Raw genomic sequence first — 9030 nt, 5'->3', positions numbered from 1 at the left:
CGGGAGGGGGAGCGGGCCGGTGCGGCGATTTTCCGTCAGGAAAATTCTGACAAACTAAGCCTTGAAACTCACCGGCAGCTCGGTGATCGCGTGCACGAAATTGTTGGGCGCGCAGACCATCTCGCCGTCCATGTGCATGTCCGGGAAGCGCACCAGCAGCTGGCGATAGGCAGCCTCAAGCTGCATCAGCGCGATCTGGCGCCCGAGGCACACATGTTTGCCGAAGCCGAAAGCGAGATTTTTCGCCGCATTCTTGCGCTCGATATCGAAGGCATGCGGATCTTCGAACACCGCCGGATCGCGGTTTGCCGCGCCGTACCACATGACGACCTTCTCGCCTTCCGCGATTCTTTGTCCGCCGACCTCGGTATCTTCGAGCGCCGTGCGCTTCATATGGATAACCGGGCTGACGAGCCGCACCGCCTCCTGGATCGCATTGGGCAGGCGATCCAGATCCTCGACGAGCTTCGCCTTCTGATCGGGATTTTCGGTCAGCAACTTCATCATGCCGCTGATCGAGTTGCGCGTCGTATCGTTGCCGGCGATGAAGATCAGCTCCCAGGCGCCGTAGAGATACATTTCGGGCATCGGATCGCCGTCGACGATCGCATTGGCGATGGCGGACATAAGGTCTTCGCGCGGCTCCTCCTGGCGCTTCCTGATCTCATGCATCCCGTAATCGAAGAATTCGCGGATACGGTCCTCCCAGCCATTATAGACCTGGATCATCTCGGGCGTCGGCTGAAGCAGGCCCTCGCGGATCGCGCCGAAATAGGGCGCCATCTCCAAATCCGTCATCCACTGGACGAGACGCGGCCGGTCCGCCTGGTCGACGCCCAGAAGCTCGGCCAGCGTGAACAGCGGCAGCTGCGCCGCGAACTCGTCGACGAGATTGCAGTGCGGGGCTTGCTCGGCCAGCTCGTCGAGCAATTCGCCGACCTTGACGTCCACCTTCTCCTTCAGCTTGGCGATATAGGCCGGGGTGAAAAAGGGCATGTGCTGCCGGCGCAGCTCGAGATGCGATTCCCCGTCGAGCGCGATCATATTGTCGAGCGCGGCGGGCGAGAGCAGCGGGTGCATATTGTCCGGATCGCCATAGGAGATGTTCACCCCGCCCTTCTGGCTGGAGAAGATCTCGGGCTTTTTGGAGATCGTCTTCACATCGGCATAGCGGGAGAAGGCCCAATAGCCGGGCTCCTTCTCCATCGGCTCGTCCTGCCAATAGACGGGCGCTTTCTCGAGCAGTTCGACATAGCCCTCGATCGGCTGGCCCTTGCGAAAGAGATCGATGTCCGAAAGATTCACGATCTCGCCGACATCGTAGATCGGCGTGTTGCGCGGGCCGGTCCAGTCGACGCGCGTATAGTTTTCGTGATTGAGCTCGAGCATCGGGGCATTCTCCGGTCCGGGTTCGCGAGGGGTGCATACTGTCTAGCCGACGCTTACGTTCACGTTAAGGGGGATGTTCGCCGTGCCACCGGCAAGCTTGCTTCAAAGCATTACCCCGCTAGAACCGCCCGACACAGGTCGCAGGCGCGAAAGCGGACAAGGGCAATTCGGTGCCCAGCGGTAGCGCTGCGAGAGTTCAAGTGGCTGACTCTATTGGGATCTTCGGACACCCCAGCGAAGCCAGCCCAGCGTGCGCGCAGAAGAGGGTAGGATTCACCAGATGACTCAGTCCGAATATCCGCTTTTCCAATTCTGGGATAAGGAACTACCGCCTGAGGAAGTTACCGATCTCATGGGAAGCTGGAAGCAGGAACCGGGCTTTGCTTATCGCCGCTTCAGTCTGACGGACGCCGATACGTTAATTGCCGAACATTTCGACAGGCAAACGCTGGATGCCTTTCGCGATTGCGCGGTCCCGGCGATGCAGGCCGATTTTTTCCGTTATGCCGCGCTCTATGTTTTCGGCGGCGCCTATGTCGATGCCGACACAGGCAGCAATGGCGGCTTCGCGTCGATGTGCGACGAAAGCGATCGCGGCCTGCTGATGAACCGCAGGGGCAATATTGCCAACGACGTGATCTTCGTCAGGAAACCGCGAGACCCGCTGATGCTCTACGCAGTGCGGACCGCGACGAGCAACGTCGTCAACCGGATTACCAACAATGTCTGGCGGGTCACGGGCCCGGGTATCCTCACTCACCTCTATCGTTCGGACGCCGAGGAGAAGGATGCGCTCTTCGCCGGTTTCAGCATCGAGAACAACAATCTCTTCAAGGCATGCGTCCATTTCCAATGGGAAATGGAATACAAGGACGGCGAAGAAGACTGGCGGAAAAGATCCGGGGACGATGCTCCGTCAATTTTCAGATCGGCACAATAGAGCATGCCGATACCGATAACCTTTCATATCGGCATGCCGAAGACCGGCACGAGCGCACTGCAAAACTGCATCAGCGATGCCGAACGCGACGACGCTCTCAGCGCGCTTTTCTACCCGAAAACAGGACGGAGGATCGGCGATCCGCCAACGTCGCTCAAGATCGCGCATCACGACATCGCAACTGCTCTTCGCGACGGCCCCGATGCCGCCGGTCTGCAGGCAGAGCTGCTGGCGGAGATCGGCCGGGCGCCGGTTTCGGGGAACGGCAGCCAGGCGTTGATAAGCTCTGAAGGCTTCACGAACATGGTTGGTGCAGAGGCCGTCGCCACGCTTCTCGAATTTTTCGCGCCGTTTCGCCGTGACCATCCGTTCAAGGCGATCATGGTGGTGCGCGAGTTCGCCTCCTTTTTCGAATCGATGTATCTGCAATCGGCACGCTTCGGCAATCGCAGATCCGATTTCGAGGGAGACCTCGAGACGCGTTCGCGATGGCTCGAAAAATTCGCGACCGGCCTGCATATTCTGCAAGACGAGCTTGGCGACGAACTCGTCATCATCTGGCGGCGACCGGGTTTCGACATCATCGAGTTTTTCGAACGCGAGCTGGGCCTTGGGCAAGGCGCTCTGTCGTCGCGAAGAGACCGGCTGCCGAAGACCGCGACGCCGCCGCTCAAGCTTCAAACGGCGCTCACGTTCGTCGAACAGCTCAACGACCGTCACGGGCTGAACCTAACACGGAACGAACTGGTGCAGCTATCGCAGCAAAGCCCGCTTTTCCTGGACGACACGCCGCGCTACACACTTTATTCTGAGGGCGCTTTCGACCGATATCGCGTGCTGTTTCACGACATATTTTCCGGCCACGGTTTCGATGAATATGCCGACGTGTCGCAGTCCCAGTCGCCAGATGATCTGCCGTCGGTAACGCTCGACATCGATCTGCTCGGCCCCAGCGACATCGAAATTCTCAGGGCGGTCGATGCCCGTTCATCGGGCCAATGATCTCCCGCGCCGATCCCGCAGCGCCGCCCTGCATCGTCGATATGCCGGGGATTTTTCAACGCGGTCCGGTGCGGGCGGTTGACACCGCATGTGAGAACGGAGCTAACCCCATGACACGCCTCCAACCTGCTAGGAAAACACATGGATCTTGAAATGGACTTCTCTGCGCAGCGTTTTCGCGAAACGGCGGAGCGCGATCGCGAGACGCATCTGACGCACGACTTCCTCGCCAAATGGCTGTTCGTCGACCGGCTCTATGCGCGCGGCCAGCGCAAGGAGATGAATTTCTACGAATATGAGGGGCCCGGGCACGTTCTGAAATATATGCGATGGATCCACCATTTCGACTATCGTGACTGGTTCGACGCCAAGGACGATCCGCTTGTCGCGACGAGTGTCGAGCGCGATCGTGCCTGCCTCGAAAAGCTCGGCCTTCCCCAGCAGGATATCGGCCTCGACGCGATCGGTATCTACAATGTCCAGGATTATCGGCTCCAGCGCTTCTACCCCGTGCCCGACCGGCTGAAACCGCGCACGATCCTCGATTTCGGTGCGGGCCACGGACGGATGGCGAATCTGGCCTTCCATCCCGGCGAGGATGTCACCGACCTCATGATTGCGATCGAAGGGATCGAGGGCTCCTATCTGACCCAGCGCGCCTATTATACCGGGCTCGGCCTTCGCTTCGCCGACTATGTCGACTATCGCGCCGAAGACCGCGAGTTCGACGTGGCGGCGCTCGCCGACGATCACCAGCTCCTCCATCTGCCAACCTGGCGTTTCGATCTCGTGCCCGATGCGTCGGTCGACCTGATCTGCTGCGTCCAGGTGCTCAAGGAATTGCCGCGGCCGCTAACCGCGCATGTCATCGAGCAGTTCGGCCGCGTCGCGAAGCCCGGCGGGGCGATCTACATCCGTGACCATCTCCAGGACCACAACCCGAACCATATGCCGATCGACCAGTTGCTGGCGGCGAACGGCTTCGTGCCCGAATTCTTGCCGCAGGTTCACGATCGCGCGGAAATCCATGGCGTTCCCCGCATCTGGCGCAAGTTTGACGCGTCGCTCTATCTCGGGACGGACAGCTAGGCGAGCGCCTGTATCACGGCAGCCGATGGCGCGATCGATTGCCGGAGCGGGGCAACGCGCCGTCTTCGGATCCGGTCAGAATTCGCTATCCCGATATATAGAGTTGCCCCCCGACATCGGATGGATCGCTCGCAAGCCGATGGAAAGCCTGACCATGCAGGCCCGCCTCACCGCCACGTCGACACGCACGGTATCTTGTCGCGATCGCAGCGTTCGGCATATTTTTCCGCAATGTCGCGCACTTCGGCGACCATCCCGTCGCCGAGCTTCACCGGATCGAGGCCCAGCCCCAGGAACCGGTCGTTCGCCACATGCAGATCGTTCTCGTCCGCTTCGTTGCGCGGATTATCGAGATAGGCGATGTCGCCGCCGGTTCGCTCGGCCAGCATCTTCGCAAGATCGCGCACCCTGTGGGTCTCGGTCATCTGGTTGAGGATGTTCACGCGCTCGCCCGTCTGCGGCGGGTTCTGCAAGGCGAGTTCGATGCAGCGGCAGGTGTCGGTGATATGGATGAAGGCGCGGGTCTGGCCGCCCGTGCCATGCACCGTCATCGGATAGCCGATCGCCGCCTGCATGATGAACCGGTTGAGCACCGTGCCGTAGTCGCCGTCATAATCGAAGCGGTTGATCAGCCCCTCGTCGAGCTTCGTCTCCTCGGTCTGCGTCCCCCAGACGATGCCCTGGTGCAGGTCGGTGATCTTCACCCCGTCATTCTTGTTGTAGAAGAAGAAGAAAAGCTGATCCTGCGTCTTGGTCATATGGTAGATCGAGCCGGGATTGGCCGGATAGAGGATCTCCTGTTCGGCCGGGCCGTTTTCGGTATCGACCTTCACGTTCAGATAGCCTTCGGGAATCTTCATCCCCGCCGTGCCATAGCCATAGACGCCCATCGTCCCGAGATGGACGAGATGGATGTCCTGCCCGCTCTCGACGATGGCGGCGAGCACGTCGTTCGTCGCGTTGAGATTGTTGTTGACGGTATAGCGTTTGTGCGCGCTCGATTTCATCGAATAGGGCGCGGCGCGCTGCTCGGCGAAATGGATGATCGCATCGGGCTTTTCGTCTTCGATCAGCGTCAGCAGCCGGTGATACTGTTCGCCGACAGTGAAATTGTGGAAACCGATCGTCTTGCCGGTCAGCTCTTTCCAGATGCGCAGCCGTTCGCCGATCGGGCGGATCGGCGTCAGGCTCTCGACTTCCAGTTCGACGTCGATCTTCCGGCGCGAGAGATTGTCGACGATGATTACGTCGTGGCCGCGCTTTGACAGATAGAGCGCGTTGGGCCAGCCGCAAAAGCCGTCCCCGCCCAAGATTATGACTTTCATACGTTACTCCGTTCGACGGCGCCGTCGGGCGGCATCGGTTGCGACGTCCTAAAGGCTTTTGTGCGGCGATGGTCAAGCCGGGAATCGCGCTCCGGCAGTCGGTATCGGCTCGTCAGGCGGCGGCCGAGTCGTCCCAATAGGGCCGGTCGCCCTTGATGGTCGCGCGCTCCATCACGCGGCGGGCGGGGAAATAGTCGGACGCGGCGAAATGCTGGCAGGCGCGGTTGTCCCAAAAGGCGATCGAGCCCGCCGCCCAACGGAAGCGGCACTGGATTTCCGGATTGCCGGCCTGCGCGTAAAGGTGCCGCAGCAGGTCCGCGCTCTCCTGCTCGGAGAGCCCCTTGATATGGCTGGTGAAGGCCGTGTTGACATAGAGGCAGGGGAGCCCTGTTTCCGGATGGGTGCGAACCACCGGATGCTCCATCGGCGGATACTTGTCGTGCAGCTCCTCGGGGCGCTTGCCGAGCCGCTTGGCGAACACCCGCGCGATATCGTGCACGGCGGTCAGCCCGGTGATGAAGCCGCGCATTTCGTCGGACAGGCCCATAAACGCCGCATGCATATCGGCGAACAACGTATCGCCGCCGACTTCGGGCACTTCGATCGCGCGCAGGATCGAACCGAGCGATGGTTCGGCCCGCCAGGTGACGTCCGAATGCCAGGCATTTTCCTGGCCGCGGCTTTTCGGCCCATGTTCGATGCGCAGGATTTCGGGGTGCTCCTGATCCTTGGGCGTCGCCGGATGGATTTCGAGTTCGCCGAACATCTCGGCAAAAGCCAGATGCTGTTCGCGCGTGATGTCCTGATCGCGAAAGAAGATGACCTTATAGTCGAGCAAAGCCTGCCGGATCGCCGGTATTGCATCGGCGATGTCAGGCGCGCCGAGATCGATATCCAGCAGCTCGGCACCGATCGCCGGCGTCAGCGGGCGGACGGTGAACGGCGCATCGGCCCCGGCTTTGATCTCGGTTGCAGCATCGATATCGGCCATGGCGTCCCTCCCGTGAAAGCGCCGGACAGACTGAACCCAAAGCGATACGGCTGCAAGGACAGCTTTAAACCATTCGGTAAACACGCTTTTATACCGGTTACTGGCAATTGGGCGGTTAAAAAATGCCGGCAAACGAGCTGACAAAAAAGCCGAGCCGAATGATGGGTGCGCAGTGCAACGGCCCGCCGAGGGAAGGATTGCGGATGCGGATATTAGCCGGTTCGATGCTGGCACTGGCGGCCCTGCTATCGCTCGGCTCACCGCTCGAAGCGCGATCCGCAGCCCCGGGCATTCCGTATGATTTCGCCGATACGGGCGGCCCTGTATCGCAGATCGCGATCGACGGGGTGACCCGCTACGATCCCGACCATCTGCTGGCCTTCGCCGCTGCCCATGCCCGCACATCGCATGGCGCGCTGACCGCCTCGGGCACGGCGGAGGCAATCGCGCTGATGTATCGCGAAGACGGCTATCCGCTCGCCGAAGCCTATCATCGTTACGATGGGGCGACGGGCACGCTGACCTTTTACGTTCTCGAAGGCTTTATCGAGCGCGTTTCGGTAGAGGGCTTTTCGGACGGTGTCGCTGCCCGGATCGCCGGCTATACGGACCGGCTCATCGGCCGGGCGCCGCTGACCCAGGCCGAGCTCGAGCGGGTAATCATGCTCGCCTCCGACCTTTCCGGCGTGACGCTCGTCTCCGAACTCGACCACGAGCCGGGCGACGCCGGAACGCGCCTGCGCATCACCGGATCGGAGCGGCGTGATTCGGGTGCGATCGGCATCGAAGCCATACCGTTGCGGCCGGACACGGCGATCCGCTTCTTTGCAGTCGAGGAAATCTACAGTCTCGCCACGGGCGGCGATATGCTGCGCCTGCTCGGCCAGGCGACGCTCGATCGCGGCGACGACTGGTCGGTGGCAGGGACGCTCGTCTACCGGGCGCCGGTCGGCCCGTCAGGCAGCTATATCGAGGCGTTTGCCGGCAATGTCATCGCGCGCCGCGATCTTGGCGCCGTGGCGACCGACGACCGGCTTCGCGGCTACAATGCGGCGCTGATCTTTGGTCATCCGGTCCGCCGCAGCGTCCACCGTTTCACCTATCTGCTGGGTGAATACGAGTTCGTCGAAGCCCGGTCGCGCTTCGGCGGGCAGCGGCTGTCGAGCACGAGCCACTCGCTGCGCGCGCACGCGATTACCGGGGTCAATCTCGACAATGGCGGGATCTTCCAGGCCGGCCTGACGCTGAGCGCCGGACGCCGCCCCGAAACCGATGCGGGCGAACTGCCGGACGGGGCGCGCAGTTTCGCGCACCTCCGCGGCGAATTCGGACTCATCGTCCCGATCGATCGCCGCAACGCGACCTATTTCCGGCTCGAGGCCCGCGGCCAATGGGCGGACACCCGTCTTCCCGAGGTCGAGCGGTTCGCTCTCGGCCATGCACCCTTCCTCCGCGGTTATGCGCCAGCCGAAATCGAAGGCGATAGCGGTTATGGCGCGAGCATTGAGTTCGACCATGTGATCGAGACGGGATCGCCGGCAATACCCTCGATCATTCCGACGATATTTTTGGATATCGGCGCGGTCGATGTCCGTGACAGGCGGTTCGGAGAAACCGGCGATCGCTGGCTGGCCGCCGCCGGTATTGGCGCGGAGATGCGGTTCGCCGGCGCAATCTCGATCGCCGGCTGGGCCGCCATGCCGTTGCGCGACGGCCCACAGAGCCGGTCGGGCAATCCGGCGTTTCATATCAGCCTGTCAAAGGGGTGGTGAGATGATCGCAAGACGTCTTGTCTGTGGAATAGCCCTCGGCGCCGCGCTGCTCGCGGCAACTCCCGCGACGGCAGCGGGCAATCACTATGGCTGGTGCCGCGGCGTCGGCAACCCGCACCAGAGCACGGCCTGTGTCGCGGGGCCTGTCAACACGCCGCCGGGCGGAACGAACCCGACGCCGGTCGCCAATCAAAACCCGCCCACGGGCCCGAGTTTGCCGCAAACGCCGGATCAGCATGTTGTCCCGCCGCAGCCGCCGGCGCAACAGGTCCCACCGACACCGGTTCAACAGGTACCGCAGCCCGTGCTGCCGCCGCAGCGCACACCGCCGATGGTGCCACCCCAACCACCGGCGCAACAGGTTCCACCGACACCGGTCCAACAGGTGCCGCAACCCGTACTGCCGCCGCAGCGCACCCCGCCGATGGTCCCGCCCCAACCGCCGGCTCAACAAGTGCCGCCGACGCCGGTGCAGCAGGTACCGCAACCCGTGCTGCCGCCGCAGCGCACGCCGCCGATGGT

7 protein-coding genes are annotated in these 9030 nt (G+C 62.1%); 4 read left to right on the top strand and 3 right to left on the bottom strand.

What is annotated here, in order from left to right; translation table 11 throughout:
• Positions 1-54: 54 nt before the first annotated feature.
• Positions 55-1389, bottom strand: coding sequence for a cytochrome P450 (locus tag ACTS1Z_RS05525; protein ID WP_442623446.1), 1335 nt, complete (start codon positions 1387-1389; stop codon positions 55-57).
• A gap of 280 nt (positions 1390-1669) precedes the next feature.
• Between ACTS1Z_RS05525 and ACTS1Z_RS05520 the strand changes: the two genes are divergently transcribed.
• The 3 genes from ACTS1Z_RS05520 (at position 1670) to ACTS1Z_RS05510 (ending at position 4420) form a co-directional block, all read left to right on the top strand.
• On the top strand, positions 1670-2329 hold the full coding sequence (locus ACTS1Z_RS05520) for a glycosyltransferase (protein ID WP_442623445.1): 660 nt from the start codon (positions 1670-1672) through the stop codon (positions 2327-2329).
• 3 nt (positions 2330-2332) lie between these two features.
• Entirely contained in the window at positions 2333-3331 is a 999-nt protein-coding gene (locus ACTS1Z_RS05515; RefSeq protein ID WP_442623444.1) for a hypothetical protein, read from the top strand.
• A gap of 141 nt (positions 3332-3472) precedes the next feature.
• Complete coding sequence (locus tag ACTS1Z_RS05510; protein ID WP_442623443.1) at positions 3473-4420, top strand: class I SAM-dependent methyltransferase; 948 nt, start codon at positions 3473-3475, stop codon at positions 4418-4420.
• Positions 4421-4587: 167 nt separating this feature from the next.
• On the opposite strand, the gene ACTS1Z_RS05505 is transcribed toward ACTS1Z_RS05510, so the two are convergent.
• Both ACTS1Z_RS05505 and ACTS1Z_RS05500 read right to left on the bottom strand, forming a co-directional pair.
• Positions 4588-5745 carry an NAD-dependent epimerase/dehydratase family protein gene (locus tag ACTS1Z_RS05505; protein ID WP_442623442.1) on the bottom strand — a complete coding sequence of 386 codons (1158 nt, stop codon included), beginning with the start codon at positions 5743-5745 and terminating at the stop codon, positions 4588-4590.
• A 112-nt stretch (positions 5746-5857) separates the two neighbouring features.
• Positions 5858-6736, bottom strand: coding sequence for a TauD/TfdA dioxygenase family protein (locus ACTS1Z_RS05500; protein ID WP_442623441.1), 879 nt, complete (start codon positions 6734-6736; stop codon positions 5858-5860).
• Between the two features lie 203 nt (positions 6737-6939).
• Here ACTS1Z_RS05500 and ACTS1Z_RS05495 point away from each other — a divergent pair, with 203 nt between their 5' ends.
• Positions 6940-8508 (top strand): ShlB/FhaC/HecB family hemolysin secretion/activation protein, encoded by a 1569-nt coding sequence (locus ACTS1Z_RS05495; RefSeq protein ID WP_442623440.1) that lies wholly within the window; start codon positions 6940-6942, stop codon positions 8506-8508.
• Positions 8509-9030 lie beyond the last annotated feature (522 nt).

Source organism: Parasphingopyxis sp. (assembly GCF_052168295.1).
Taxonomy (GTDB): domain Bacteria; phylum Pseudomonadota; class Alphaproteobacteria; order Sphingomonadales; family Sphingomonadaceae; genus Parasphingopyxis.
This window is presented reverse-complemented; position numbering and strand designations above follow the sequence as displayed.